The sequence below is a fragment of the Bradyrhizobium canariense genome (assembly GCF_019402665.1).
GTDB lineage: Bacteria > Pseudomonadota > Alphaproteobacteria > Rhizobiales > Xanthobacteraceae > Bradyrhizobium > Bradyrhizobium canariense.
Genome location: NZ_VSST01000056.1, coordinates 111,836 through 134,192 on the forward strand (window position 1 = coordinate 111,836; position 22,357 = coordinate 134,192).

The 22,357-nt window shown below is 64.9% G+C and carries 27 protein-coding genes; 10 read left to right on the forward strand and 17 right to left on the reverse strand.

Annotated features, from left to right (window positions below; all coding sequences use genetic code 11):
* Positions 1–158 precede the first annotated feature (158 nt).
* The gene (locus tag FXB41_RS28255; protein WP_219684078.1) at positions 159–1,385 is read left to right on the forward strand and encodes a c-type cytochrome; all 1,227 of its coding nucleotides are present in this window, start codon (positions 159–161) and stop codon (positions 1,383–1,385) included.
* A gap of 182 nt (positions 1,386–1,567) precedes the next feature.
* Here the strand turns inward: FXB41_RS28255 and FXB41_RS28260 are convergent, their stop codons facing one another.
* Positions 1,568–2,212, reverse strand: coding sequence for a trimeric intracellular cation channel family protein (locus tag FXB41_RS28260; protein ID WP_219684079.1), 645 nt, complete (start codon positions 2,210–2,212; stop codon positions 1,568–1,570).
* A gap of 164 nt (positions 2,213–2,376) precedes the next feature.
* Between FXB41_RS28260 and FXB41_RS28265 the strand changes: the two genes are divergently transcribed.
* The gene (locus FXB41_RS28265; protein ID WP_007603078.1) at positions 2,377–2,769 is read left to right on the forward strand and encodes a hypothetical protein; all 393 of its coding nucleotides are present in this window, start codon (positions 2,377–2,379) and stop codon (positions 2,767–2,769) included.
* 59 nt (positions 2,770–2,828) lie between these two features.
* On the opposite strand, the gene FXB41_RS28270 is transcribed toward FXB41_RS28265, so the two are convergent.
* From FXB41_RS28270 to FXB41_RS28280, 3 genes are read right to left on the reverse strand one after another with little or no spacing between them, the layout of a single operon-like run.
* Positions 2,829–3,638 (reverse strand): isocitrate lyase/PEP mutase family protein, encoded by an 810-nt coding sequence (locus FXB41_RS28270; RefSeq protein WP_219684080.1) that lies wholly within the window; start codon positions 3,636–3,638, stop codon positions 2,829–2,831.
* A 51-nt stretch (positions 3,639–3,689) separates the two neighbouring features.
* On the reverse strand, positions 3,690–4,040 hold the full coding sequence (locus FXB41_RS28275; RefSeq protein WP_007603077.1) for an antibiotic biosynthesis monooxygenase family protein: 351 nt from the start codon (positions 4,038–4,040) through the stop codon (positions 3,690–3,692).
* A 37-nt stretch (positions 4,041–4,077) separates the two neighbouring features.
* A complete protein-coding gene (locus FXB41_RS28280; protein ID WP_063995954.1) occupies positions 4,078–4,386 on the reverse strand; it encodes an NIPSNAP family protein in 309 nt (102 codons plus the stop codon).
* A 194-nt stretch (positions 4,387–4,580) separates the two neighbouring features.
* On the opposite strand from FXB41_RS28280, the gene FXB41_RS28285 reads away from it, so the two are divergent.
* The 3 genes from FXB41_RS28285 (at position 4,581) to FXB41_RS28295 (ending at position 6,857) form a co-directional block, all read left to right on the forward strand.
* Entirely contained in the window at positions 4,581–5,279 is a 699-nt protein-coding gene (locus tag FXB41_RS28285) for a winged helix-turn-helix domain-containing protein (protein ID WP_035994716.1), read from the forward strand.
* Positions 5,280–5,380: 101 nt separating this feature from the next.
* On the forward strand, positions 5,381–6,391 hold the full coding sequence (locus FXB41_RS28290; RefSeq protein ID WP_219684082.1) for an alpha/beta fold hydrolase: 1,011 nt from the start codon (positions 5,381–5,383) through the stop codon (positions 6,389–6,391).
* 214 nt (positions 6,392–6,605) lie between these two features.
* On the forward strand, positions 6,606–6,857 hold the full coding sequence (locus FXB41_RS28295) for a GCG_CRPN prefix-to-repeats domain-containing protein (protein ID WP_007603074.1): 252 nt from the start codon (positions 6,606–6,608) through the stop codon (positions 6,855–6,857).
* Positions 6,858–7,004: 147 nt separating this feature from the next.
* On the opposite strand, the gene FXB41_RS28300 is transcribed toward FXB41_RS28295, so the two are convergent.
* Entirely contained in the window at positions 7,005–7,283 is a 279-nt protein-coding gene (locus tag FXB41_RS28300; RefSeq protein WP_007603073.1) for a twin-arginine translocation signal domain-containing protein, read from the reverse strand.
* A 137-nt stretch (positions 7,284–7,420) separates the two neighbouring features.
* On the reverse strand, positions 7,421–7,735 hold the full coding sequence (locus tag FXB41_RS28305; protein WP_007603072.1) for a hypothetical protein: 315 nt from the start codon (positions 7,733–7,735) through the stop codon (positions 7,421–7,423).
* Positions 7,736–7,862: 127 nt separating this feature from the next.
* Here FXB41_RS28305 and FXB41_RS28310 point away from each other — a divergent pair, with 127 nt between their 5' ends.
* Together FXB41_RS28310 and FXB41_RS28315 are read left to right on the forward strand one after the other, a co-directional pair.
* Positions 7,863–8,513, forward strand: a complete 651-nt coding sequence (locus tag FXB41_RS28310; RefSeq protein ID WP_219684083.1) for a glutathione S-transferase family protein — start codon at positions 7,863–7,865, stop codon at positions 8,511–8,513.
* Between the two features lie 177 nt (positions 8,514–8,690).
* Positions 8,691–8,843 carry a hypothetical protein gene (locus FXB41_RS28315; protein WP_007603069.1) on the forward strand — a complete coding sequence of 51 codons (153 nt, stop codon included), beginning with the start codon at positions 8,691–8,693 and terminating at the stop codon, positions 8,841–8,843.
* Positions 8,844–8,853: 10 nt separating this feature from the next.
* Here the strand turns inward: FXB41_RS28315 and FXB41_RS28320 are convergent, their stop codons facing one another.
* A complete protein-coding gene (locus FXB41_RS28320; protein WP_219684084.1) occupies positions 8,854–9,201 on the reverse strand; it encodes a hypothetical protein in 348 nt (115 codons plus the stop codon).
* A gap of 122 nt (positions 9,202–9,323) precedes the next feature.
* Positions 9,324–10,856: an acyl-CoA carboxylase subunit beta gene (locus FXB41_RS28325; protein WP_007603066.1), complete on the reverse strand. Its 1,533-nt coding sequence runs from the start codon at positions 10,854–10,856 to the stop codon at positions 9,324–9,326.
* 148 nt (positions 10,857–11,004) lie between these two features.
* On the opposite strand from FXB41_RS28325, the gene FXB41_RS28330 reads away from it, so the two are divergent.
* The 3 genes from FXB41_RS28330 to FXB41_RS28340 all read left to right on the forward strand — a co-directional run bounded on the left by FXB41_RS28330 (position 11,005) and on the right by FXB41_RS28340 (position 13,228).
* Positions 11,005–11,409 carry a DUF4260 domain-containing protein gene (locus FXB41_RS28330; RefSeq protein WP_219684086.1) on the forward strand — a complete coding sequence of 135 codons (405 nt, stop codon included), beginning with the start codon at positions 11,005–11,007 and terminating at the stop codon, positions 11,407–11,409.
* A gap of 150 nt (positions 11,410–11,559) precedes the next feature.
* On the forward strand, positions 11,560–12,153 hold the full coding sequence (locus tag FXB41_RS28335; protein WP_219684128.1) for a hypothetical protein: 594 nt from the start codon (positions 11,560–11,562) through the stop codon (positions 12,151–12,153).
* 79 nt (positions 12,154–12,232) lie between these two features.
* Positions 12,233–13,228: a dienelactone hydrolase family protein gene (locus FXB41_RS28340; RefSeq protein WP_219684088.1), complete on the forward strand. Its 996-nt coding sequence runs from the start codon at positions 12,233–12,235 to the stop codon at positions 13,226–13,228.
* 133 nt (positions 13,229–13,361) lie between these two features.
* Here FXB41_RS28340 and FXB41_RS28345 read toward each other — a convergent pair whose 3' ends face one another.
* The 9 genes from FXB41_RS28345 to FXB41_RS28385 form a co-directional block, all read right to left on the reverse strand.
* On the reverse strand, positions 13,362–14,018 hold the full coding sequence (locus FXB41_RS28345; RefSeq protein WP_219684090.1) for a carboxymuconolactone decarboxylase family protein: 657 nt from the start codon (positions 14,016–14,018) through the stop codon (positions 13,362–13,364).
* Positions 14,019–14,083: 65 nt separating this feature from the next.
* A complete protein-coding gene (gene blaOXA, locus FXB41_RS28350; RefSeq protein ID WP_219684091.1) occupies positions 14,084–14,902 on the reverse strand; it encodes a class D beta-lactamase in 819 nt (272 codons plus the stop codon).
* 68 nt (positions 14,903–14,970) lie between these two features.
* Positions 14,971–15,231 (reverse strand): EscU/YscU/HrcU family type III secretion system export apparatus switch protein, encoded by a 261-nt coding sequence (locus FXB41_RS28355; protein WP_007603059.1) that lies wholly within the window; start codon positions 15,229–15,231, stop codon positions 14,971–14,973.
* Positions 15,228–16,832, reverse strand: coding sequence for a flagellar hook-length control protein FliK (gene fliK / locus FXB41_RS28360; RefSeq protein WP_007603058.1), 1,605 nt, complete (start codon positions 16,830–16,832; stop codon positions 15,228–15,230). Before fliK ends, FXB41_RS28355 begins: the two co-directional genes overlap by 4 nt.
* 54 nt (positions 16,833–16,886) lie before the next feature.
* On the reverse strand, positions 16,887–17,681 hold the full coding sequence (locus FXB41_RS28365) for an ATP12 family chaperone protein (protein ID WP_007603057.1): 795 nt from the start codon (positions 17,679–17,681) through the stop codon (positions 16,887–16,889).
* Between the two features lie 50 nt (positions 17,682–17,731).
* Positions 17,732–18,949: an RluA family pseudouridine synthase gene (locus FXB41_RS28370; RefSeq protein ID WP_007603056.1), complete on the reverse strand. Its 1,218-nt coding sequence runs from the start codon at positions 18,947–18,949 to the stop codon at positions 17,732–17,734.
* The gene (locus FXB41_RS28375; protein ID WP_007603055.1) at positions 18,946–19,263 is read right to left on the reverse strand and encodes a HigA family addiction module antitoxin; all 318 of its coding nucleotides are present in this window, start codon (positions 19,261–19,263) and stop codon (positions 18,946–18,948) included. Before FXB41_RS28375 ends, FXB41_RS28370 begins: the two co-directional genes overlap by 4 nt.
* Positions 19,264–19,341: 78 nt before the next feature.
* Entirely contained in the window at positions 19,342–20,676 is a 1,335-nt protein-coding gene (locus FXB41_RS28380) for a replication-associated recombination protein A (RefSeq protein ID WP_007603054.1), read from the reverse strand.
* Positions 20,673–22,079, reverse strand: coding sequence for a DegQ family serine endoprotease (locus FXB41_RS28385; RefSeq protein ID WP_219684092.1), 1,407 nt, complete (start codon positions 22,077–22,079; stop codon positions 20,673–20,675). The genes FXB41_RS28380 and FXB41_RS28385 overlap by 4 nt, the downstream gene beginning before the upstream one ends.
* Between the last annotated feature and the right edge of the window lie 278 nt (positions 22,080–22,357).

The following is a 22,357-nucleotide window of genomic DNA, read 5'->3' on the forward strand; positions in this document are numbered from 1 at the left end:
AATTCTGGACCAAAGGCAGCGCCGGGTAAAAATCGCAATTTCGTGGCTGCATTGGCATCCGCGATTTTCATTTTGTGTCACCATACCCCCGCCGTCGCGCAACGAATTGACGCCCGGTCATCCGGGACGGCGTCGATGGGGCGCAGGAGAGGCTTTCGATGCGGACGATTCTGGCTGGCCTGGCTCTCGTGGGTCTGGCGTTGTGCAGTGCGGTTGCGAGCGCGGCCGTCGCTGCCGAGCCTTCACCGGAGCTGATCGCCACCGGCAAGGCGCTGGTGGAGGCCGGCGACTGTGCCGGCTGCCACACCGCCGATCCCGCCAAACCGTTCGCGGGCGGAAAGCGCATCGACACGCCGTTCGGCGCGATCTACGCGCCGAACCTGACGCCGGACCGCGACACCGGCATCGGCGGCTGGACCGACGCCGACTTCACCCGCGCCGTGCGCACCGGCGTCGCGCCCGACGGCTCGAACTATTACCCGGCGTTCCCCTACCCCTATTTCACGCGGATGACGAAAGACGACACACTAGCGATCCGCGCCTATCTCGGAACGCTCGCGGCCGTCACGAGCCGCAACAAGCCGCCGGAGCTACGCTGGCCGTTTAGCCATCGCGGCCTGATGCGGATCTGGAACATGGTGTATTTCAAGCCCGGGCTGTTCGAGCCGGACCAGAGCCAGAGCGCGGTGTGGAATCGGGGCGGCTATCTCGTCACCGGGCTCGGCCATTGCGGCGCCTGCCACACGCCGAAGAACTATTTTGGCGCGAACAAGCAGGCGCAGGCACTCGCGGGCAACGAGGTCGGCGGCTGGTACGCGCCACGGCTCGATGGCGCCGCCCGCACCGGGCTGAAATCGTGGAGCGTCGAGGACGTCACGGAATATCTTCAGAGCGGGCGCAACGCCAGGAGCCATGCCAGCGGGCTGATGGCAGAAGTGGTCGTCAACTCGACTTCGAAGATGAGCGATGCCGACGTGCGCGCGATCGCGGTTTACCTCAAGGACCTGCCGCCGGCGCGGCGTGAGACGATCGTGACGCCGCCTGACGATCCCGAGATGAAGGCCGGCCAAGCCGTCTACGCCAAGCTCTGCATCGCCTGCCATGAGGCCGACGGATCCGGCGCACCGCGCATCTATCCGCCGCTGCCTGCCAACGCGCTGCTGCAATCGGTCAATCCGTCCTCGACCTTGCGGATCATCCTCGACGGCGCCCACACCGTGACCACGCCGCGCGCGCCCAACACCGGGGAGATGCCGGCCTATTCCAACCAGCTCTCCGACCAAGAGGTCGCGGCGGTGACGAACTACATCCGCAATTCCTGGGGCAACGCCGCTCCGCTGGTGACGCCGGCGCAGGTCGCCAAGGCGCGGAAGCAGGAGCCGTAACGAACGAACCTCGCGCGGCCGCGACGGTACGCTCCCTCGCCCCGTTCTTACGGGGAGAGGGTTGGGGTGAGGGGCTGCTTCGGCGACAATCGTGACACTTGGACTCGCGGAGAGCCCCCCTCACCCGCCACGCTTCGCGCGTCGACCTCTCCCCGCAAGCGGGGCGAGGTAAGGAAGAAGACCTACCGCTCCTCCTCTTCCGTGAACACGAATTTCGGCATTTCCCATTTGTAGCGCACCGCCAGCAGGCGAAAACTGATGCCGAGGACGAACGTCAAAATGGTCCAGAGCTCGGCGTTCAGCTTGAGGCCAAAGGCGGTCGCATAGAACAGTCCCGTCACCACCGAGACACTGGCATAGAGCTCGGAGCGGAACAGCAACGGCACGTCATTGCAGAGCACGTCCCGCAAGACGCCGCCGGCGCAACCGGTCACCATGCCGGAGACGATGACGATCGGCAGCGTGGCATCCATCTGCCAGGCGATGTCGCAGCCGGTCATGGTGAAGACGACGAGGCCGATAGCATCGAGCACGATGAAGGCCAGTTTCAGCCGGTGCACCAGCCGCGCCATCAGGATGGTGAGGAAGGCTGCGCCGCCGGCCAGCGCGAGGTAGATGGGATTTTGCACCCAGGCCAGCGGATAATGACCGAGAAAGAGATCGCGCAAGGTGCCGCCGCCGAGCGCCGTGATGCAGCCGAGGAAGCAGACGCCGAGCCAATCCATGCTGCGGCGGCCGGCAGCGAGCGCGGCGGTCATGCCTTGCGCCACGACCGCAACCAGCGACAACAGATGCAGCACGCTGTCGCTCGGCGGCAAGCTCCACATGGCTTTGTTCCCTTCCGTCAGCGGAGCTTACGCTTCAGGTTCCCCAGCGAACAGGTTCCCGATTCCCGCCGCGGGCGCAACATGCGACGAAAGCATTAAGGAGGGCGGAACAGAATCTCGCATCCACGGGTTGTCCCGCCGCAATAATCGAGGAGAACCAATCGATGGCTGACGACCGTTTTATCAACGATCCGTACCGCCCGAATCTCGCCGATGATGAGTATCGCAATGCGGCGCGACGGGATGCCCAGCTTCAGGTCGACCCTGAGCTTGGCGAAGGCCCCGCCTCCAGCGGCAAAGTAGCCCTGTTCGCCGTGGCCATCGCCTTGGTGCTGGGTGCCGTGTTCTACGGCCTGAACAACACCGGCACCAGCAACCAGGCGAGCACCACGCCGGCGACGCAGACCGCCCAGCAGGCGCCGGCTACCAATCCGGCTGCACCTCCCGGCATGCGCGACGTGACGCCGCGCACCAACACCGGGCCGGGCGTGACCACGGGCGCCGCGCCGAGCAAGCCGACCCCGGATACGCCCGCACCGGCCGACGGCGCGAAGTAACGATTTGCAACAATATGCGACAGCGGCGGGATTTCAGATCCTGCCGCTTTCGTTTGTCTTTAGCTGAACATCTTGTTGAGCTCGCCGCCGGGATAGCCGCTCGCGAGCTCCGCGAAGGTGCCCTTCTCCGCCATTTCTTTCGCGGCCCGCATGAAGCCGCCCCAGGCGGCGCGAGCGAGCGAACCGCCGACGCTGATCCGGCGCACGCCGAGATCGGCAGCCTCCTGCAATGACAGCCCGGAGCCGCCGATCAGCAGGTTGAATGGTTTGGGTGCGACAGCCTTCACCACCGCGGCGATGTCCTCGCGGCTCTTCAGGCCCGGCGCGTAGAGGCAATCGGCGCCGGCATCGGCGTAAGCGGTGAGCCGGTCGATGACGAGCTTGAGGTCGGTCACGCCCCACAGATAAGCCTCGCAGCGACCAACCAGCAGCGCGCCGCTATCGCCGATCGCCTTGCGCGACGCCTTGATGCGCTCGACTGCGAGCGCGCGCTCGTAGATCGGCTTGTCCTTGTCGCCGGAGGAATCCTCGATCGACAGGCCGGCAACGCCGGTGCGCACACAGCGCTCGACATTGTCCGCGACCTTGTCCGGCTCGACTGCAAAGCCGCCTTCGAAATCCGCGTTCACCGGGATGTCGACGGACGTGCTCAATGCCGCCAGATGCTGACATACGTCCTCGACGGAGACGTGGTTGTCGGCCTTGCCGATGGTCCAGGCAAAGCCCGCACTCGACGACGCGAGTGCCTTGAAACCGAGGTGCTGCAACGCTTTCGCGCTGCCGACGTCGACCGGATTGGGCAGGATGAAGCAGCCGCTCTCGTGCATCTTCCTGAAGGTCGCGCGCTTGTCAGCAGTTGTCACGTGCATGTTTCTCTCCCTTGTTGGCCGCGCAGAGATGGGGACGTGCCGCGGCGCGCGCTAGTGCGCATCGTGCACCGCGCGGCTATCCTTCGGCGCCTGCTCGCGATCATTCATGCTGTAGTCACGGATGACGCTGGCGATACGCAAATGATAATCGGCGAAGATTTTCGCGCGGCCCTTGGCCTGGGTGCGGCGGTGCTCCATCGTGTTGCGCCAGGCTTGCACGGCCGCCTCGTCCCGCCAGAACGACACCGACAAGATTTTGCCCTTGTCGGTCAGGCTCTCGAAACGCTCGACCGAGATGAAGCCGTCGATGGTTTGCAGGATCGGCTTGAGGTCGGCCGCGAGGTCGAAATAATCCTGGCGGTGTTCCGGCTTCGGCCAGACCTCGAAGATCACGGCGATCATGGGCGTCTCTCCTGTCGTTGATGGCCTACAATATCACTTACAAGACCACTTGGCGCAGAAACGTGCGCTCTTCCGCGAGGATGAATTTGTGCTCCTCGGCGAAGTGGAAGTTCGCCATGCCTTCCGTATCCTGACGCAGCCGGGCGCGATAAGCCTCATACGCAGCGAGACTCTCGAAGGTGATCAGTGCAAACGCGATGTTGTTGGTGCCCTCGTGCGGCATGAAATAGCCGATCAGATCGCCGCCGCATTTCGGGATGATGGTGAGCCAGCGCTTCGAATACTCCTCGAACTGCGCACGCTTGAAGGGATCGAGCTGGTAACGGATGAAGACGGTGATGGACATGATGGGCTCCTCTGGTTCCAAACCGTCATTGCGAGCGCAGCGAAGCAATCCAGGAATCCCTCTGCGGAGGCAGCCTGGATTGTTTCGTCGCCAGTGCAAAATTGCTTCGCAATTTTGTCACGGGCTCCTCGCAATGACGAGCAACCCCACGCTACGCGCTTGCCCGACCGCAATGCTTCGGCTACCATCGAAGCATGAAATCAGGTCCAGACATCGCCATGATCGCCTCGCTCGTCGGCGATCCCGCACGCGCCAATATGCTCACGGCGCTGATGAATGGCCGCGCGCTCACCGCGAGCGAGCTGGCGCAGGAGGCCGGCATCACGCCGCAGACCGCGAGCTCGCATCTTTCCAAGCTCGAGGCCGGCGGCCTGATCGAGCCGGAGAAGCAAGGCCGCCACCGCTACTACCGCCTCACCGACGACGACGTCGCCGGCGTGCTGGAGGGCCTTGCGGGCCTTGCCGCGCGGACCGGCCACATGCGCGTGCGCACCGGGCCGAAGGATCCGGCGTTGCGGCGAGCGCGGATCTGCTACGACCATCTCGCCGGCGATCTCGGCGTGCAGATGCTCGACACCCTGCGCGCGAAAAACCTGGTCAAGCAGAGGAAGCAGGAGATCGAGCTGACGGCGGATGGCGAGCGCTTCCTGGCGAAGCATCTGCAGATCTCGCCCGACATGCTCACCCATCCCCGCCGCCCCGTGTGCAAGGCCTGTCTCGACTGGAGCGAGCGGCGCCACCATCTCGCCGGCACGCTGGGCGCCGCCATGATGCAGCGTTTTGCCGAGCTGAAATGGGCCGCGCGCGACGCTACGCCCGGCAGCCGCGTGGTGAATTTCACCCGAACCGGCGAGAAGCAGTTTGCCGCGTTGTTCGGTGACGGGCGGGACTAGACACAACTCCGTGTGAACGACGTCTCTCGCCGCGGCCGGGCTTGACCCGCGGCCGTCCACGTCATTATGCGAACCATCGTTCCATGACCCTCAGAGACTCCATGAACCGCTTCGCTTGGGCCGCGCTCGTCGCCGCCCTCATCGCCTCTCCGCTCACCTCCACCCGCGCCGCCGACACCGCCCCGCGCGAGCCTTACGGCATCGCGCTCGAAGGCTTTGCCTATCCCTATCCCGTGCACCTGCTGCCTCTTGTCAATGACGGCGAGCAGCTCAGCATGGCTTATATGGACGTGCCGCCGGCGCAGCCGAACGGCCGCACCGTCGTGCTGCTGCACGGGCGCAACTTCCCGTCGAGCTACTGGGCGCCTGTTATCAAGATGCTGAGCGAGGCCGGCTTCCGCGTCGTGGTGCCGGACCAGATCGGCTTCGGCAAATCTTCCAAGCCGACGGGCGAGCTGCATTTCGACAATCTGGCGCGCAACACCATCGCGCTGCTCGATCATCTCAAGATCGACAAGGCCGAGATCGTCGCCCATTCGCTCGGCGGCATGCTGGGCGTCCGCATCGCCCGCGCCTATCCCGACCGCGTCGCTCACCTTGTTCTGACGGCCCCAATCGGGCTGGAAGACTACCGCCTGTATGTGCCGCCGACGCCGACCGAGAAGATCATCGAGGCCGAGGACAAGCTCACGGCCGATGGCTATCGCAAGCAGCTGCAGACCAATTACGCGATCAAGCTGCCGGCGGAGGCGATTACGCCGTTCATCGATGCCCGCTTCAACATCAAGGGCAGCCCTGATTATCCGCGCTGGCTGCGCGCCTTCGTCAGTTCCGGCCAGATGATCTATCGCGAGCCGGTGGCGCACGAGGTCGCACTGATCACCGAGCCGACGCTGTTCATCATGGGTGCCGACGACCACAACGCACCGGGCCGGCCGAACGCGCCGGAGTCGCTGCGCGCGAAAATGGGGCAGAACGCCGAGCTTGCGAAGGCACTCGCGGCGAAGATGCCGAACGGGCGGGCTGAGGTGATTCCGGACACCGGCCATCTCGTCTTCCTGGAATCACCGGAGAAGTACAAGGAGCTGGTCCTGGGCTTTCTCGGCCGCTAGCGACATTGCTGTCGTCCGGAGCCGCGTGCGGGGAATGTTCATGCCGCATTCAGGTCATGATTGGCAGATTTGGCTCGCGTCGTGTCGGCATGTTGCGATTTTAACGTGTCGAATCGTGTCTTTTGATTCATGGTGCGCCGAAAGTGCCAAGCCCTCCTAGAAGCTGCCCCAATCCTGCCCGCAAAACCTCCCCAAGGACGAGAAGGAAGATCAAATGAAATACCTGTTTGCCGCCGTGATGCTCGCCAGCGCGGTCGTTGGTTTCAGCGAGGCGGCCAGCGCCGCCGGCGGTTGCGGCCCCGGCTGGTATCGCGGCGCCTATGGCGGCTGCCGCCCGATGCGCGGTCCGGTCGTTGTCCGCCCGGGTCCGATCGTGGTTGCGCCGGCCCCTGTCGTGGTCGTGCCGCGCGCGCGCGTGTGCCCCTACGGCTTCCGCTGGTACGCCGGCCGCTGCCGCCCGTTCTGATCTCGTTCTTCGCATAGCGAAATGGCCGCGCGGCGAAAGCCTGCGCGGCCATTTTCTTTTTGAGCGCCTGACGTCGCACCGGGATGTTTCGAATCAGAACGGGGACCGTGATCGCGGTCCCCGTTCGAGCCTCGCTTAGCGCGAAGCTTACCAATGGCGGCGGTGCCAGCGCCGGCGATGCCAGCCCCAGTGACGGCGGCGCCAACCCCAATGACGGTGACGGCCGTGCCAGTGCACCTGCTCCGGCTTCAACTGCGCGGCCTCTTCGCTGCTGGTGACTGCGGGATGAGCGTCGGGATTACCTTGCGGCATCCTGCCATCACCGAGCGGCTGCGGCGCCAGCGGCGCGGCCTGTGCGGCAGTGGTGAACGCGGCAGCTCCGGCCGCGACACCGATTGCAAATTTTAAAAAGTTCCGGCGCTCCATGACTTCTTTCCTCTTGGATGGTCGTGCCAGTGATGCAGAGGAAGTGTCGCGGCGACGACATGAACCGAAGCTGAATCGCGCGTTCAGCTTCGTTGCGCAGGTGACAGAGAGGATTCGCAGCGCCGTAGCCCGGTGCTCTATTTCCCAAACTCCTGCGCCAGCACCAGCAACTCGCGCGTGCGCGTCACGTCGGGCCAATCGCGGTTGAAATCGGCCACCAGCTGCGTCAGCGCATCGCCCTTCAACATGGCGTGCAGCGCAGCCTCGCTCTCGAACTGAAACATCGCCTGATGCAGTGACGGATCGTCGAGGCTCCAGAACCGCCAGGCCTTAGCCACACCGAACACCTTCACCGCGTCGGGCAGATGTTCCGTCTCGTACCATCTATCGAAGGCGGCGCGCCTGCCGGCTTCGGTGACGGTGGCGCGAACGACGAAGAAGGCTGACGGCATCGGGTTTCCTCCTGTTGCTTGGGTGAGACTAGCCGGTCACGTCGGCGACGACAAAAAAGGACGGCACCGGTGTCGGAACGCGCATCTCTCGCCCGTCCTATGCCTGAACAGCAGACGGAGACACCACATGCCCGACCTCACCCTCACCACCTTCGACTGGGTTCCCCCGCCCCCGCGCGGTTTCGTGCGCGACCTACGGGTGCGCTGGGCGCTCGAGGAGGCCGCATTGCCCTATCGCGTCGCGAGCGCGCCGTTCGACGGGCGCGGCGCCGAGCATCTTGCGCACCAGCCGTTCGGGCAGGTGCCATGGCTGACCGACGGCGATCTCTCGATCTTCGAGAGCGGCGCGATCCTGCTACATCTCGGCGGCCTCAGCGCGAAGCTGATGCCATCAGATCCGCGCGGCCGCAACGAGGCCACGGAATGGCTGTTCGCCGCGCTCAATTCGGTGGAGATGGCGAGCCTGCCCTGGGGGATGTCGAAGTTCATGGGACATCCGACCGATACGGCGGCGTGGAAATTCGTGGACGACTTCCTCAAACTCCGCCTCAAGCACATGGAGGCGGTGCTGGCCAACCGCGAATGGCTGGCAGGCACGTTCTCCGTCGCCGACATCCTGATGGCCGACGTGCTGCGCGTCGTCGATCAGTTCGGTGGGCTCGCGGACAGTCCCGCCTGCCGCGCCTATGTTGCACGCGCCACCAGCCGCCCAGCGTTCGCAAAAGCCCACGCGGACCAGATGGCGCATTTCGCGGCGGCGGACGCGGCGCGTTCGTAGTTCGTAGTTCGTAGGGCGGATTAGCGAAGCGTAATCCGCCACTTCCCTATCCGATGAACCTTGGTGGATTACGCTGTCGCTAATCCACCCTACGCACCGAACGTGATGCTCCGCACATATCTAACCCGACGGCGGCCGTAGGCTCGGCCATCAAATCAACCCTGCGGAAGGTGACACATGGCCCGCATCGCATATCTCAGAGACCAGCTTGCCCGCGCCGAAAGACTGGCAAAAGCGATCCTCGACCGGCAAACCGCGGAGCAGCTTCAGGCGTTCGCAGCCGAATGCCGCGAGGAGCTGCAGGTGCTGTCGCGCAGGGTTGCGGCGTAAGGCTGCTCGGTTACACGAGCTTCATCGGCGCATCCGCGACCACGCGAAGGTCGATGCGGCTGATCAGTTGAGACCGAAGCGCCTCCGCATCACCGATCGCACCCTCCGTCTGCCGCAGCGTGCTGACGTTCGAACCGAGCGAGACGATCCCGCCGAGCACCAGAGCGATCGATCCGAGCGCGGCGGTCTGACCCATCCCGAACAAGCCGAGGATCGTGATCAGCAACAGCGCAGCCCCGCCACCGATCGCGAGCTTTGATGCCAGGATGTACTTCCGACATCGCTCGGCGATCTCGGCCAAAGCCTCGATCCGCGCTTCGATGTCTGAAATCTCGTCGGTCGGATCGCTGTCGGTCATTGGATTTGGATCGAGGATGCCAACTCAGAAACAGAATCAGTAGCCCGCATGAGCGAAGCGACATGCGGGACTTGGATAGAAAACCCGGATGTCGCTACGCTCATCCGGGCTACAAGTGCGCTCTACAACGGCAAATTGTCGTGCTTCTTCGCCGGCGTTTCCACCTTCTTGTCCTTCAGCATCGACAGCGCCCTTGCGATCCGTTTCCGCGTCGAGTGCGGCATGATGACGTCGTCGATGTAGCCACGTTCTGCGGCAATGAACGGAGATAGGAAGCGGTCTTCGTATTCCTTGGTGCGCGCGGCGATCTTGTCGGGGTCGCCGATGTCGGCGCGGAAGATGATCTCGACCGCGCCCTTGGCGCCCATCACCGCGATCTGGGCGGTCGGCCAGGCATAGTTCATGTCGGCGCCGATCTCCTTGGAGGCCATGACGTCGAAGGCGCCGCCATAGGCCTTGCGGGTGATGATGGTGACCAGCGGCACGGTGCACTGGGAGTACGCAAACAGCAGCTTGGCGCCGTGCTTGATCAGGCCGCCATATTCCTGCGCGGTGCCCGGCAGGAAGCCCGGCACGTCGACGAAGGTGACGATCGGGATGTTGAAGGCATCGCAGAAGCGGACGAAGCGCGCGGCCTTGCGCGAGGCATCGGAGTCGAGCACGCCGGCCAGTACCATCGGCTGGTTGGCGACGAAGCCCACGGTGCGGCCCGCGATGCGGCCGAAGCCGGTGACGATGTTCTTGGCAAAAGCGTCCGCGATCTCGAAGAAGTCGCCCTCGTCCACGACCTTGAGGATCAGCTCCTTCATGTCGTAGGGCTTGTTCGGATTGTCGGGGATCAGCGTGTCGAGCGACATGTCGACCCGGCCGATGTCGTCGAAGCTCGGCCATTCCGGCACGCCGTCGGTGTTGTTGGACGGCAGGAAGTCGATCAGGCGCCGCATCTGCAACAGCGTCTCGACGTCGTTCTCGAAGGCGCCGTCGGCTATCGAGGAGCGCGTGGCGTGCACTGAGGCACCGCCGAGCTCTTCCGCCGTGACGACCTCGTTGGTGACGGTCTTCACCACGTCCGGGCCGGTGACGAACATGTAGCTGGTGTTCTTCACCATGAAGATGAAGTCGGTCATCGCAGGCGAATAGACGTCGCCGCCGGCGCAGGGGCCCATGATGACAGAGATCTGCGGGATCACGCCGGAGGCGAGCACGTTGCGGCGGAACACATAGGAATAGCCGGCGAGCGCGGCGACGCCTTCCTGGATGCGGGCGCCGCCCGCGTCATAGAGGCCGATGATGGGCGCACGCGCCTTCATCGCCATGTCCTGGAGTTTCGTGATCTTCAGCGCGTGCGTTTCCGAGAGCGAGCCGCCGAACACCGTAAAGTCCTTGGCGAACACAAAAGTCTTGCGGCCATTGACGGTGCCCCAGCCGGTGACCACGCCGTCGCCGGGCACCTTGTTCTTCTCCATGCCGAATTCGGTGGAGCGGTGCTCGACGAACATGTCGAATTCCTCGAACGATCCCTTGTCGAGCAAGAGCTCGATGCGCTCACGCGCGGTCAGCTTGCCGCGCGCGTGCTGCGCCTCGATGCGCTTCTCACCGCCGCCGAGCTTTGCGCCGGCGCGACGGTCTTCGAGGGCGTCCAGGATATTCTTCATTTGCTCCCGCCAGTTCTTAGCCTAAATGCGATTGCCGGGGTTCTAACACGGCATTTTGCGGGCCGGGAAGCGGCTTTCGGTCCCGCAGGGCTGCCTTGCCGCAGCGGGAAAGCGCAAGGAATTACAAAGTTTTGCCTGGGAGACGAGCATGACCGAAGGAACGGCTGAGACCGGCGCGGCGACGGGCGGCGTCAACATCCTGCTGCGGCTGGAGGGCCTGACCCTGTTTGTGGGGATGGTGATGCTCTACTGGGCCTGGGACGGCTCATGGCTCGTGTTCGCCCTGCTGTTCTTCGTCCCCGATCTCAGCTTCCTGGCATATCTGTCGAACGCCAAACTCGGCGCGATGGTCTACAACGCCGCCCACAGCTACATGGCGCCGGTCGCGCTGCTGACGCTCGGCTTCGGCCTCGCCTCGCCGCTCACCCTGTCCATCGCCTTGATCTGGCTCGCCCATATCGGCCTCGACCGGGCACTGGGCTATGGCCTGAAATATTCGGCCGGGTTCGGCTTCACCCATCTCGGCCGGATCGGCCGGCAGAAGGATACCTGACCCCACGCGCTGCCCGTAAATTTGGCGGCCCGCTCCGGTTGACCGGACCTGCCGATTCAGGCTTGCTCACGTTTACGATCAGGCGCCGAATGTTGCGTGAGCTCAGTCGGTACGGCGGCGGTCATCATTTCCGGCTGCAAGCATCACCCCATGTCCGCGACGGTCGTTCCCCTGCCGCCGAACTCGTCGTCCGAAACCACCGACTTCCTGCGGCGCATGGCCAGCATGGTGTCGGGGCGGAACGGCGAAATGCTGCTGCGTGCGGCCGCGCTGATCGAGTCGCTGACGCAGCGGGCGATGTCGGCGGAACGCCTCTATCACCGGGAGCACGAAGAGAACACGCGCAACAGCGAGCTGCGCGAGGCCGGTGAGATGGCGTCGGACGCCATGGTCAAGCAAATCGACGGGCTGCGCAGCCAGCTTGCCGAAATCACCGCGGCCGCCGCGGCCGAGCGCGCGGCATTCGATGCCGAGCGCGGCAAGCTGCTCGGCCTGATGCAGCACGCCGAGAGCCATATTGGCCAGCTCACAAGCGAGCTGGAAACGCTGCACGCCTCGGTCGACAGCTTCAACGAGACCGCAATCTCCGTGCCGATCGAGGTGCTGCGGCTGGCGCGCACCCAGTTCGATTTCCTCTCCGCCGGCTTTGCCCGCAAGGGCGACGTCATCTCGCAGGCGATGAGCGAGATTGGCGGTTTTGCGATCGACCAGGCGCTGACGGTGAAGAAGGTCGATCCCGCCTGAGGCGAACCGCCGGCTTGCGTCAATTTGACAGCGCGCAGGCCTGTTGTTCTACTCACTGAAAATCACGGGGGAGGATCCGATGCCGACGGCATTCCGCGTCGCCATGGCGCTCTGCATTTCAACGCTGTTCGTCGGCATTTGCGCCAACGCGCAATCGCTTCCCAGGGAAGTCGCCACCCGCGCCGAGATCTACCCGATCCCCTCGCTCACCCTCTCCGACCAGCAATTCCTGAGCGGCGACGCCGCGGCCGGCAAGCCGGTGACGGTCGCAGGCGAACTCCGCGTGGCGCAAGGCAGCGGAAAACTCCCCGTCGTGGTGCTGATGCACGGCTCGAGCGGCGTCGGCACCACCACCGAAGCCTGGGTGCACGCGTTCAACGCCATGGGCATCTCGACCTTCGTGATCGACGGCTTTACCGGCCGCGGGCTGACGGTGGTGGGGCCGAACCAGGCTCTGCTCGGCCGGCTCAACCTCGTCATCGACATCTACCGCTCGCTGGAGATCCTCGCAAAACATCCCCGCGTCGATCCTGATCGCATCGTGCTGATGGGCTTTTCACGCGGCGGACAGGCGACGCTCTATGCGAGCCTCGAGCGCTTCCACAAGCTCTGGAACAAGTCCGGCATCCAGTTCGCCGCCTACATTCCGTTCTACCCCGACTGCTCGACGACCTATCAGAACGACACGGACGTCGCCGTGCGCCCGATCCGCATCTTTCACGGCACGCCCGACGACTACAATCCCGTCAAGAGCTGCAAGGCTTTCGTTGAGCGGCTCAAGACGGCCGGCCGCGACGTGGTGCTGACCGAATACCCCGACAGCGCGCATGGTTTTGACAGTGGGCTGCTCGGCGTCAATACGGTCACCGTGTCCACGGGCGCGCAGACGGTGCGCAACTGCCAGATCCGCGAAGGCGATGGCGGCGTGCTGATGAACGCCGATACGAAAGCGCCGTTCACGTACCAGGACGCTTGCGTCGAGCTCAATCCACATGTCGGCGGTAATCCCGCCACGGCCGTGGAGTCGCGCAAGGCCGTGGAGGAGTTTTTGCAGGTGCTGTTCAAACTGAGTTGAGAAGCAACTCGACCTTGGGAGCCGGCGTCGGCGCCACATACTCCGTCATTGCGAGCGAAGCGAAGCAATCCAGAATCTCGCCGCGGAGGCAGTCTGGATTGCTTCGTCGCTTCGCTCCTCGCAATGACGGAGGCTACGGCTCGCCCGGCTTGAACGGCTCCTGCTTGTCCGGCGGCACGGTCTCCTCCGCCATTGCCAGCAGCATCGCGACCATCACGTAATTGCCGGCGACCGCAGTGAGGTCGACGATCTGCTGGTCGTTAAACGCCTTCTTCGCCCGCGCGTAGGTCTCGTCAGAAACCTTCCTGGTCGTGGTGAGCTCGGTGACGAAATCGTAGACCACGGCCTCGTCCTCGGCCATGTTCGCAGGCCGCTTATTGGCCATCAGCTCCGCGATGACGTCGGGCGACAGGCCCGCCTTCGCCGCGAGCGGCGCATGGGCGTACCATTCGACCTGCGAGCGCCATTGCCGCCCGATGATCAGGATCGCGAACTCGTTGAGTTTTGTCGGGACCGAGGTCTCCCAGCGCAGATAGTGGAACAGGTCAAACAGACGCTGGCCGAGCACCGGGCTGCGGATCATCGGATTGTAGGGCCCGCCGATGCCCACGCTCGAGACCTTCATGATCTGCTCGCCGAGCGGCTTCTGCTTGGCGTCGAGCTGGTCCATCGTGAGCTGCGGAAAGCGCGGCTCCCTGCTGGTGGCGGGAGCGGCAAACATCGTAGCGGCGAGCCAGCCGCCCGCGGCAGCAAGCGTCAGCGACGACAGCCAGAGCGGCGTTGAGTTCATGTTGTGTCCTCCCGGTTTTTTCTTGACCCGGAGGATGCTAGTCGAGCGGCGCTCGCGCGGTAGCGCTAGATCGCGCCGATCTCGGCAAGGCAGGCTTGCGTCAGCGGCATGCGCTCACCGACCAGACGCGGCTCCTTGCAGTCCATATTGAGCGCGAACACGGTGTGCGCTTCGCCCTTCTCGGCCCAGCCCACCATCCAGCCAAGCGACGGCTCGCCGCGCTCTGCACCAAGCAGCCCGGACTTGGCGCGAATGACGCTATCGCCGACCTTGGTCACCGGCAGGATGTCAGCGACGAGATCCTGGCTGCGTTTCGAGATCGGCAGCGCGCGACGGCGCAGCCGGTCGACGAAATCGACCTGCTCGACCGGATCGATGCGCAAGGCGCCGGTGAGCCAGAATTGGTCGATGCCGCCGCCGATGTCGCGATTGCCGTAGTCGAACAGATCGACGTATTTCTGCATGCGCTCTTGCCCGATCCGGCGCGCGATCTCCTGATAGACCGGCACCGCGCTCACGAGAATCGCGCTGCGCAGCGTGTGGTCCTTGTTCCAGGCCTCGATCGGACGCTTCACGCCATCCCAGGGAAATACGTCCTTGTCGGGGTCAGTGACGACGCCAGTTTCGAGCGCGATCAGCGAGTTCGGAATCTTGAAGGTCGAAGCCGGCAGCTTCGCCTCGCCCGAACGTTCCTTGTCGCTGGCGACGATCAGATAGTCCTCGACCTTGTAGCCGACGAACGTCCCGGCCGTGTTGAGGTCGGTGAAGCGCTTTGCAAGGCTGTCACGGATCTCGTTGCGCGGCGGCGCGACGTGAGCGAGTGCGCGCGATGGCAGGATCGCGGCTGCGGCGAGAAGACCGAGAGTCGAACGGCGGGTGAGCAAGAGCGATGTCCGTTGAACGATAAAATGGACCCGACCATGAAGCCGTTATCGTGGTGAAACGATGACAGCTACCGCCTGCCCGACAGCCGCAGCACGAACACCAGTACTTCGGCGACGGCCTTGTAGAGGTCGGGCGGGATCTCCTCGCCGAGTTCGACCTTGGAGAGCGCGCCGGCCAGGATCTCGTTCTCCTCGATCGGGATGTCGTTGGCCTTGGCGATCTCGACGATTTTTTCGCCGATCGTGCCCTTGCCCTTGGCGACGACGACAGGCGCGTTGCTGCCCTTCTCGTAATGGAGCGCAATCGCAAGCTTCGACGGGTCGCTCATGTGGCGCGATCCAGGAAGTGGCCGGCACGGGCCGGTGTGGGCTGCGGCGGGGTGCCATCGCGGACCAGGATGTCGCCGGGCTTGAGCTCGGCCCTGGTCAGGGCCTGGTTGAGCTCGCCGATTCCGGCGCGGAGCTGCTGTGCGGTCGCCGGCCGCTCCGCCCACATCCGCACGAAGGTCTTGTCACCGTTCAGAGTAATCAAAGCGTGCACGGGGCCGGCCGGCTCGACATTGAGCGTGAAGCGCGCGCGCCAGGCGCGCTTGGCGGGATCGGCGGATTCATTGCCGCCGTCGCGCGAGATCTCGAACTGCGCCATTGCCGTGCCCTGCGGCGTTGCGAATGGAATCTCGAAATTCCACTGCGGCACGGTCGGATCGATCCTGTGACCGCCGGCGTCGGTGCGATCGGGGAGCGAAGCAACCTGCAGCAAGGTCTGGCGCGCGATCGCTGCATCGGTGTCGTCGAGCAGGCGATGCACGGTGGCAGCGAGCGGCGTATCCGGTACGAGTGACGGCGAGGCGATGGATTGCGGCGACGGCAGCGCGCCGCGAACCGGTGGTGGCGTCGCGCGCGCGGCGGCCTCGAAAATATGTCCGTCGGGCACGGCCTTGTTCGAGCCCGGCACGTTCCCCATCATGCGCGGCAGGTTTTGCGTGATCTCTTGCAGGAGACTGGCGGCAAGGCCTGCGGTCATGGTCCGCGGCATCGAGGCCTGCGGCGCACCGCCAGCGATGTCCGCCAACACAGAGGCTACGAGATTGGCGCTGCGCGGCATTTGCGGTGATTGGGCGATCTCAGGTTCGGTTGCGGTCAATGCGGCCTGTGCAGCCTGCGTCTGCGCGACAGCGACCTGCGGTGCCGCCACGGTATCAGCTGGAAGGGCGGCACCTTGCGCCTGTGGCGCCGTCTCGAGCGTTGTCAGAGTCTGCCGCAGCACCAGCAGCGCGGCTTTCAAATCCGGCATCGTTCCGGAGGACGGCGTCACGCCTGCGGCGAGCGAGGCCTCGAGGAGCAGCCCGGACTTCTGGAAGGCGGATTCGATATCGCCGCCATCGAGCCCGGTGTTGAGCGGCGTCTGCTGCGCCAGCACGCCCAGCATCGCCTGCTTCAGCCCCGCCGGAAGATCGCTGCCGGTGACGACCGCGGCCAGATTGGCGAACAGCGGCGCCTGGCTGCCCTGCTTTGTGACCGCCTCGGCCGAAGCTGCGGTAACGGCGACCTGCTCCGATGGCGTCAGCACGTTGCGTCCCGCGCTCGCCGACGGAGCAAGCGAGGGGCTGTCAACCAGCGAGGCCGCAGCCGGCGTCAGCGTGACCTGATCGGCGGTCGCCTCGCCGGCGCCGCCCATGACGGCGAGCCGGATGGTGCCGCCGTTCTGCGACACCGCAAGCTGGAGATTTTGTCCCGGTGTCAGCGACACCTCGGACATCACATCCATCGAGAGGTTGGCGATCGCGATCCGCACCAGATTATCGGCGAGCACGCTGACCACTCTGGCGTCGACCACGCTGCCGGCCTGCAGCACAAGATCGGGCGTCGCCGCGTCAGCAACAGGGCTGGCGGCACTGACGGGAAGAATCGAGCTTATCGGCGTCGGCATCGCGAGGGGCCCTGGAGCACGGGCCACCCTAACGCCTGCGTCGTAAACCTCTCGTTAAGGACCTTTGGCCGCAGGCGGCTTCACAGCGGCCAAAACCGCCACGGCAGCCTCGAAATCCCGCAGGCGGGCTGCGCGGCGGCCCGCCGCCTCCTCGTCCACGCCCCATTTCTCGGCATTCCAGTCCTCGTCGACATAAGCCGCCGCCCAGACCTGATCGGCGTCGCGTACGCCATGGGCTAGTGCCAGCGCCAGCAGGGCCGAGCCGGTGAGCGTGGTGATCACGTGGAGCGCGGCGACCGACCAGGCATCCCCCGGCAGCGCCGCACGCGCGGCCTGGAGCGCCTCCTCCGGCTGCGTAACATGCATGACGCCTTCGGACAGGATGAAATGCGCGCCGAGCGTCTCCGCGGCCCAGAACAGCACGGGGTCCCAATGCGCGGCCTCCCGGGCGACAAGTCCCTCGGGATGGCCGGCGCGATAAAACAGCAGATCGGACTGGAGGTATTTTGCGAGGTCGTCCGTGACCAGATCGACGCGGTCGACGACGCCCTCGACCACGCTGTTGGCGATCCGCGTCAGCGGCATGGTCATGGGCTTGATCGTCTCGTTCTGATCCGCCCACTCGGCAGCCACTGCGTCGGCCAGCGCGCGCGAGGGGATCACCACCTGGCGCCCGGAGGGCGTTCGGATCGCCTTGCCATCGAGGGTGATGGCGAAGCCGTCCTCGGCCTCGGTTACCCCTGCCTCCTTGTAGAAACGCTTGCGCAACGGCACGCGCGTGGCCTGGCGGACCAACTCCTGCGGATCGAGCGGGGATCGCCCCGCAGCTTCATCGAACAATTCGCGCATCTTGTTTCGGTCCCTGCCCAGTCACCAACCCTTCAACCGCCCCCGTTCAACTACTCTTCAGGCGCGTTCTCGATCGGATCAAACCGGCTTGCGTCGAGTCCGAGCAGGTTCCACGACTGCTGCATGTGCTGCGGCAGCGGCGCGGTGGCATCGATGAAGCCGCCGCGCGGATGCGGGATGACGATGCGGCGTGCCAGCAGGTGCAGCCGGTTTTGCAGGCCGCCCGGCAGCTGCCAGTTCTCGATGTTGAAATATTTGGGATCGCCGACGATGGGGTGGCCGATATGTTCCATGTGGGCGCGCAGCTGGTGGGTGCGCCCCGTCACCGGCTTCAGCGACACCCAGGTCAGCTTGTTGCCGGCGGTCTCGACCACCGCATAGTATGTCACAGCGTGGCTTGCGCCCTCGTCGCCATGCTGGGCGATGCGCATGATGGTGTCGTCCTCGCTCTCTTCCTTGGCAAGGAATGTCGAGATGCGGCCCTGCTTCGGCTTCGGTAGCCCCGGCACCAGCGCCCAATAGGTTTTTCGCGCCGACCGCGAACGGAACGCGCCGGTCAGATGCGAGGCGGCAAAGCGCGTCTTGGCGACCAGGAGACAGCCCGACGTCTCCCTGTCGATGCGATGCACGAGGCGCGGCTTCTGGCCCTTGGAATCGCGCATCACCTCCAGCATCTGGTCGATGTGTCGCGTCATGCCCGAGCCGCCCTGCACGGCGAGACCGGCCGGTTTGTTCAGGACGAGAACGTCGTCGTCCTCATAGATCGTCATCTCCTTCAGCGCGGCAAGCGTCTTTTGCGCCGCCTCCGACTGCGGGTTGGGTGCCTTCGGCGTGTCGAGCTTCAACGGCGGAATGCGGACGCTCTGACCCTCCTCCAGGCGGTCCTTGCTGTCGACGCGCTTGCCGTCGACGCGCAGCTCGCCTTTGCGAACGACGCGCTGGATGTGGGAGAATGAGAGGCCGGGAAAGTGCGCTTCAAGGAAGCGATCGACGCGCATGTTGTTCTCGTCGGCTGTCACCTTGACGGTCTGCACCTTGGTCGGCAGCAATGCCTCGACGGGCTTTGCAGCAACCGGCGTTTCCTGCACAACAGCTTTGGGCGCGCGCCGTTCGTTGCGCTCGGCCGCAAATCGCGGCGGCTTCCCGCCTGGCTTCGCCCCAGGCCGCGGCCCCGCCGCCTTGGCGCTGCGCGCCTTGAACGGACGCGCCTCCTTGCGCTCGTCGCGCTCGCGAGGTTTCGGGTTCATTCTCTTGATGCGGCGGCTCATGCGGTTTTTCCAAGCTTTCGTGTCGACTGCACCGTCGCGCGGCGCGGCAGCGACGCAACCTGCGCCCCCACCTCTTCTTCCGCGAGGCGCAGCTCATATTGCTGCTGCAGGTCCATCCAGAACTGCGGGCTGGTGTCGAACCAGTGACCAAGACGCAACGCCGTATCGGCCGTGATTCCGCGCTGTCCATTGATGATGCCGGTGATCCGGTTCACGGGTACATCGACCTGACGCGCGAGTTCTGCGGCGGAGATGCCGAGTTGTCGCAGTTCTTCGGCAAGGTGTTCACCGGGATGTATGGGCGTGCGGGGCATGGCGATTTCTTGGCCGGACTAGCGTGAATTACGCGTTACGTAAACCGTAAATTGAACCCTGCAGCAAGCCCGAAAGGGTTAGGCCCCACCCCGCTCCTTCCGCAACTTCGCCCAATAATCCAGCCGCTTCCTGATCTCCCGCTCGAACCCGCGGTCGGGCGGGTCGTAAAAGGTCTGGCGGCCCAGCGCATCCGGGAAGTAATCCTGGCCGGAGAAGGCGTCGGGGGCGTCATGGTCGTATTCGTAAGATGCGCCGTAGCCTTCCGACTTCATCAGCTTGGTCGGCGAGTTGAGGATGTGTTTCGGCGGCAGCAGCGAGCCGGCCTGCTTTGCGACCTGCATCGCCTTGCCGAAGGCGGTGTAGACGGCATTCGATTTCGGTGCGGTGGCGAGATAGACCACCGCCTGCGCGATCGCGAGCTCGCCCTCGGGATGACCGAGGAAGTCGAAGGCATCCTTGGCGGCGTTGGCGATGACCAGCGCCTGCGGATCGGCAAGCCCGATATCCTCGACAGCCATGCGCACGACGCGGCGGGCCAGAAACAGCGGATCCTCGCCGGCATCGAGCATGCGCGCGAGATAATACAGCGCGGCATCGGGATCGGAGCCCCGCACCGACTTATGCAGCGCCGAGATCAAATTGTAATGGCCGTCGGCCGACTTGTCGTAGATCGGCGCGCGGCGCTGCAAAATCTCCTGCAACTGCGCGGCGTCGAAAATCTCGTCCTTGCGCGCGGCGCGCCAGACTTCCTCGACGAGCGTCAGCGACGCGCGGCCGTCGCCATCGGCCATGCGCACCAGCACGGCGCGCGCTTCCTCGTCGAGGGGCAGCTTGCGGCCCTCGACCTCCTCGGCATGCGCAAACAGCTTTTCGATCGCGGCCGCGTCGAGCGAGCGAAACACCAGCACGCGCGCCCGGGACAGAAGCGCCGCGTTGAGCTCGAATGACGGATTTTCGGTGGTAGCGCCGACCATCACCACTGTGCCATCTTCCATGACGGGCAGAAACGAATCCTGCTGGGCGCGGTTGAAGCGATGCACCTCGTCGACGAACAGCAGCGTGCCCTTGCCCATCTCGCGGCGTGCACGCGCCGCCTCAAAGGCCTTCTTCAAATCGGCGACGCCGGAGAACACCGCGGAGATCTGCTCGAAATGCAGATCGGTGGCGTCCGCGAGCAGCCGCGCCACCGTGGTCTTGCCGGTGCCGGGCGGGCCCCAGAACACCAGCGAGCCCAGCGTGCGCGTCTCCAGCATGCGCGTCAGCGCGCCGTCGGGACCCAGGATGTGATCCTGGCCGACGACCTCCGAGAGCGCGCGCGGCCGCAGCCGATCCGGCAGCGGATGCGGAGCCTCGTGATCGAGCCCCGCCGCGGCGAAGAGAGTTGGCGTCTCCTGTGGTCGTTTCGGACTCATCCGCCCAGCGTGACGTTGATCTGCTGGCCGCCGCGCACCAGCGTGATGCGCCAGATGCGCTGGCGCTCGGCCGCCGCCTTTTCGAGATCGCTGGTCTTGCTGATCTTTTGGTTGTTGACCGCCAGGATGACGTCGCCCTTCTGGAAGCCGACATTCGCGGCCGCGCTGTCGCCGCCGAGATCGGTGACCACGACGCCTTCGGTGTCGGCATCCAAATGCAGCTCGTCGGCGAGCGCCGGGGTGATGGTCGAGACCTTCGCGCCTTGGAGAGGCGAGCGCGCGATAATGACGAGCTCGTTGCGGCCGGCATCGGGCGCGGCGTCCAGCGCCACCGTCAGCTTAATCGGCTTGCCGCCGCGCTGCACGTCGATCTGCGCCGTGCCGCCGAGCGGCCGTGTGGCGAAACGATAGTCGAAGGCGTTGGGATCATCCACGGTCTGGCCGTCGATCGAGACGATCAGGTCGGAGGATTTCAGCCCGGCCTTCGCCGCCGGTCCGTTCGGAACGACGCTTGCGACCAGCGCACCGGTCGGCGAACGCAGCCCGAGGCTCTCGGCGATCTCCGGCGTCACCGCCTGCAATTTCGCCCCTAACCAGGGCCGCTTCACCGCCTTGCCCCCGCCCTTGGCGGAGGCGACGACGACGCGCACCATGTTGGCGGGGATGGCGAAGCCGATGCCCTGCGAGCCGCCGGAGCGCGAATAGATCGCGGTGTTGATGCCCGCGAGCCTGCCGTTCATGTCGACCAACGCGCCGCCGGAATTGCCGGGATTGATCGCCGCGTCGGTCTGGATGAAGAACTGGTAGTCGGTGATACCGACCTGCGTGCGCGCCAAGGCCGAGATGATGCCGTGAGTCACGGTCTGGCCGACGCCGAAGGGATTGCCGATCGCCATCACGACGTCGCCGACCAGCAGCTCGTCCGAATTGGTGAATTCGAGAGCCGGAAACTTCTCCTTGGTGTCCTTCAGACGCAGCACCGCGAGATCGCTGCGAGAGTCCTTCAGCACGATCTCGGCCTCGAACTCACGCTTGTCCGACAGCGACACCTTGACCTGGTCGGCGCCTTCGATGACATGGACGTTGGTGACGACGAGCCCGGACGCATCGACGATCACGCCCGAACCGAGCGAGCGCTGCACCTGCTCCTGCTGCTGGCCAGGCACGCCGAAGAAGCGGCGGAAGATCGGGTCGTCGAGCAGCGGGTTGCGGTTCTGCACCACCTTGGCGGCATAGACGTTGACGACCGCCGGCTGCACCCGCTGCACGATCGGCGCATAGGACAGCCGCAGTTCGGCGGGCGAGGACGGCACTCGGCGGTCCTGCGCGGCGGCCGGATTGAAGTTGGCCGAAAAGGCTATGCACAGTGCCGTGACGACGGCGGTCCAGGTCGATCGAAACATTCCTACCTCTTGGAAAAGACGCCGGAATATAGGCGCGTTCGCCCCCCAATAGAAGGGCGCCCGGCGCCATATTCGCCCCCCTTTTTGGTGTGTCCGGCCTGCAAGCTGTGCGTGCGAAATGGCAATTTGCCGGGGCTGTGGATTGGCATGATGTGCGTCATCTTGCATGGTGGTGCAAGGCGGATTCGGTTGCGGCGAATTTACACCAGTGGGAACCGCGCAACCGGGCGCAGCGTCGCGGGGCAGTCATCGATCACACCTAGGCTCTCCGCCAGCGA

Bases quoted from the DNA above. Each gene is read 5' to 3' on its own strand.
- FXB41_RS28335 (WP_219684128.1), top strand. From the start codon at position 11,560: ATGTCCGCGACGGTCGTTCCCCTGCCGCCGAACTCGTCGTCCGAAACC.
- FXB41_RS28330 (WP_219684086.1), top strand. From the start codon at position 11,005: ATGACCGAAGGAACGGCTGAGACCGGCGCGGCGACGGGCGGCGTCAAC.
- FXB41_RS28265 (WP_007603078.1), top strand. From the start codon at position 2,377: ATGGCTGACGACCGTTTTATCAACGATCCGTACCGCCCGAATCTCGCC.
- FXB41_RS28305 (WP_007603072.1), bottom strand. From the start codon at position 7,735: ATGCCGTCAGCCTTCTTCGTCGTTCGCGCCACCGTCACCGAAGCCGGC.
- FXB41_RS28255 (WP_219684078.1), top strand. From the start codon at position 159: ATGCGGACGATTCTGGCTGGCCTGGCTCTCGTGGGTCTGGCGTTGTGC.
- FXB41_RS28285 (WP_035994716.1), top strand. From the start codon at position 4,581: ATGAAATCAGGTCCAGACATCGCCATGATCGCCTCGCTCGTCGGCGAT.
- FXB41_RS28310 (WP_219684083.1), top strand. From the start codon at position 7,863: ATGCCCGACCTCACCCTCACCACCTTCGACTGGGTTCCCCCGCCCCCG.
- FXB41_RS28290 (WP_219684082.1), top strand. From the start codon at position 5,381: ATGAACCGCTTCGCTTGGGCCGCGCTCGTCGCCGCCCTCATCGCCTCT.
- FXB41_RS28295 (WP_007603074.1), top strand. From the start codon at position 6,606: ATGAAATACCTGTTTGCCGCCGTGATGCTCGCCAGCGCGGTCGTTGGT.
- FXB41_RS28315 (WP_007603069.1), top strand. From the start codon at position 8,691: ATGGCCCGCATCGCATATCTCAGAGACCAGCTTGCCCGCGCCGAAAGA.
- FXB41_RS28365 (WP_007603057.1), bottom strand. From the start codon at position 17,681: ATGCGCGAATTGTTCGATGAAGCTGCGGGGCGATCCCCGCTCGATCCG.
- FXB41_RS28270 (WP_219684080.1), bottom strand. From the start codon at position 3,638: ATGCACGTGACAACTGCTGACAAGCGCGCGACCTTCAGGAAGATGCAC.
- FXB41_RS28380 (WP_007603054.1), bottom strand. From the start codon at position 20,676: ATGAGTCCGAAACGACCACAGGAGACGCCAACTCTCTTCGCCGCGGCG.
- FXB41_RS28375 (WP_007603055.1), bottom strand. From the start codon at position 19,263: ATGCCCCGCACGCCCATACATCCCGGTGAACACCTTGCCGAAGAACTG.
- FXB41_RS28355 (WP_007603059.1), bottom strand. From the start codon at position 15,231: ATGAGCGACCCGTCGAAGCTTGCGATTGCGCTCCATTACGAGAAGGGC.
- FXB41_RS28385 (WP_219684092.1), bottom strand. From the start codon at position 22,079: ATGTTTCGATCGACCTGGACCGCCGTCGTCACGGCACTGTGCATAGCC.
- FXB41_RS28370 (WP_007603056.1), bottom strand. From the start codon at position 18,949: ATGAGCCGCCGCATCAAGAGAATGAACCCGAAACCTCGCGAGCGCGAC.
- FXB41_RS28300 (WP_007603073.1), bottom strand. From the start codon at position 7,283: ATGGAGCGCCGGAACTTTTTAAAATTTGCAATCGGTGTCGCGGCCGGA.
- FXB41_RS28260 (WP_219684079.1), bottom strand. From the start codon at position 2,212: ATGTGGAGCTTGCCGCCGAGCGACAGCGTGCTGCATCTGTTGTCGCTG.
- FXB41_RS28275 (WP_007603077.1), bottom strand. From the start codon at position 4,040: ATGATCGCCGTGATCTTCGAGGTCTGGCCGAAGCCGGAACACCGCCAG.
- FXB41_RS28280 (WP_063995954.1), bottom strand. From the start codon at position 4,386: ATGTCCATCACCGTCTTCATCCGTTACCAGCTCGATCCCTTCAAGCGT.
- FXB41_RS28345 (WP_219684090.1), bottom strand. From the start codon at position 14,018: ATGAACTCAACGCCGCTCTGGCTGTCGTCGCTGACGCTTGCTGCCGCG.
- FXB41_RS28325 (WP_007603066.1), bottom strand. From the start codon at position 10,856: ATGAAGAATATCCTGGACGCCCTCGAAGACCGTCGCGCCGGCGCAAAG.
- FXB41_RS28340 (WP_219684088.1), top strand. From the start codon at position 12,233: ATGCCGACGGCATTCCGCGTCGCCATGGCGCTCTGCATTTCAACGCTG.
- FXB41_RS28320 (WP_219684084.1), bottom strand. From the start codon at position 9,201: ATGACCGACAGCGATCCGACCGACGAGATTTCAGACATCGAAGCGCGG.
- fliK (WP_007603058.1), bottom strand. From the start codon at position 16,832: ATGCCGACGCCGATAAGCTCGATTCTTCCCGTCAGTGCCGCCAGCCCT.